The 398-nt window shown below is 59.0% G+C and carries 1 protein-coding gene and 1 pseudogene; both read right to left on the minus strand.

Annotation, left to right across the window (positions count from 1 at the left end; translation table 11 throughout):
- Positions 1–202 (minus strand): ATP-binding cassette domain-containing protein (locus EOC94_RS33810; RefSeq protein ID WP_127295904.1); only part of this gene is annotated, 202 nt, incomplete at its 3' end.
- Positions 203–281: 79 nt separating this feature from the next.
- Positions 282–398, minus strand: a pseudogene (locus tag EOC94_RS35035) (ribose ABC transporter substrate-binding protein); the annotation flags it as partial.

Genomic DNA, 398 nt, shown 5'->3' on the forward strand with positions numbered 1-398 from the left:
CATCCAGAGTCATGCGCCCCTCATCGGGCGCCACGACACCTGCCATGACCTTGATCAGCGTCGATTTGCCGGCGCCGTTTTCACCGAGAATGGCGTGAATGCTGCCGGCTTCGACAACAAGCTCGGCCTTCTCCAGCGCGCGTACACCGCCATAGCGCTTGGATATGCCTTCCATACGAAAGAGCGGAGCCGCACCGTCCATCGGCCCTCCCAGGGCGATTGTGGAATTGAGACAAACGCCGCGGCTCAAGCCGCGGCGCCAGGTGACAGCCAGCGATGATTTACTGGTTTTCCTTGGTCTGACCCATGATTTCCTGGGCGCTGAAATTGATGCCGCAGGTCGGGAAGGAATTGCCGACGAAGAAATTGTCGGATTCCTTGGGGAAGTAATCCGTGCC

It is taken from the genome of Mesorhizobium sp. M6A.T.Ce.TU.016.01.1.1 (genome assembly GCF_003997065.1).
Lineage (GTDB): Bacteria > Pseudomonadota > Alphaproteobacteria > Rhizobiales > Rhizobiaceae > Mesorhizobium > Mesorhizobium mediterraneum.